The sequence below is a fragment of the Pseudorhizobium sp. NPDC055634 genome (genome assembly GCF_053618655.1).
Genome location: NZ_JBSHHW010000020.1, coordinates 1 through 1,299 on the forward strand (window position 1 = coordinate 1; position 1,299 = coordinate 1,299).

At 56.9% G+C, this 1,299-nt stretch carries 1 protein-coding gene; it reads right to left on the reverse strand.

The features are described from left to right. Nucleotides 1–34: 34 nt before the first annotated feature. A complete protein-coding gene (locus ACWGPT_RS19845) occupies nucleotides 35–1,225 on the reverse strand; it encodes an IS481 family transposase (protein WP_452607360.1) in 1,191 nt (396 codons plus the stop codon). Nucleotides 1,226–1,299 lie beyond the last annotated feature (74 nt).

The following is a 1,299-nucleotide window of genomic DNA, read 5'->3' on the forward strand; positions in this document are numbered from 1 at the left end:
TGTCCGATCCGGATACATAGGTAACGGTTTGTACCTAAGACATGGGTGACAACCTCGTGCCGAACGGGTTGTCGATGGTTTGCAAGGTTCTCTGCTCGAGATCGATATATCCCAGATCATAGTGCATGAAACTGACGATCCAAATCCCATCGTCGACTTCCTTGATTCCGAGTTTCTGTCCGGCGAGCACGGTCGAGATGTTGATCTTCTTGCGATAGATGCACAGGCGCCCGCAGTTGGTGACGATTGCTTCCCTGTCGTGGAAAGGATAGTCGATCTCTGGCAGGCCCTCGTAGGGTCGTGAGGATGCGACGTAGAGATCTGCGGGCACTTTCATGTTCAACGCCTCGTGCGGCCGTTCCTGATTGAATTCGCTGACGAATGCATCAAAGCGGGCCTGCTGCTGCAGCGTGTTCGTGGCTGGCGGCCGGGTCGCCTCCTTCTTCAGGGTCAGATGCATGCGTTCATGGCGTCCGTTCTGTTGTGGATGGCCAGGACGGATGCGTTCGAGGCTGATCCCCAGTCGCAGCCACCACACCGACAGCTTAGACAGATTATAGAGGCCATTGGGACTGGCGAAAGGCAGGCCATTGTCTGAACGAATGGCGGCAGGCAAGCCGAATTCAGAAAAGATCCTTCGCAAGGCGTCGAAGACACCTTGCTCGCGTGTCGACTCAAAGGCTTCGCAGCCAAGAAGATATCGTGAGACCTGATCTGTGACCGTCAGAGGGTAACAGTAGCGGCCATTGCCGAGCTTGAACTCGCCCTTGAAGTCTACGCACCACAGGTCATTGGGTTCGAGCGCTTGGGACAGCTGCGTGCCCTCGGCCTTGTTTGCCCGGTTCCGCTTGCGGGCCTGGCTCACAAGGCCGTGGCGATCGAGCACAGCATGCACCGTGCTCTTTGCTGGAATGCGAACATCGCCGGCAAGACGCTTGATGAGCAACTCCCGGATTTTCCTGGCACCCCAGTATGGCTTCTCTCGCTTGAGGCGAACAATCATGGCCTCAACCGGATCCGGCAACTGATTGGCATAGCGCACCGGCCGCCGAGATCGATCGGTCAGCGCTTCCAGGCCGTCGTCCTTGTAGCGGTTGAAGATCTTGTAGCCAGTCTTGCGGGAGATGCCAAACGCTCGGCACACCTCGCTCATGCCTTCGCCCTCAAGCAGGCGGGCGACAAATCGCAGGCGTTCCTCCATAACCGAAATCTCTTTCCACGGCATCAACACCTCCCGCAAAACGGAAAGTGTTACCCATGTATCCGGTACGTTTCGTCACCTATCTCTCAGGTCGGGCA

Excerpts from the sequence above, each read along its gene's own strand:
- ACWGPT_RS19845 (WP_452607360.1), bottom strand. The coding sequence starts at position 1,225 with ATGCCGTGGAAAGAGATTTCGGTTATGGAGGAACGCCTGCGATTTGTC.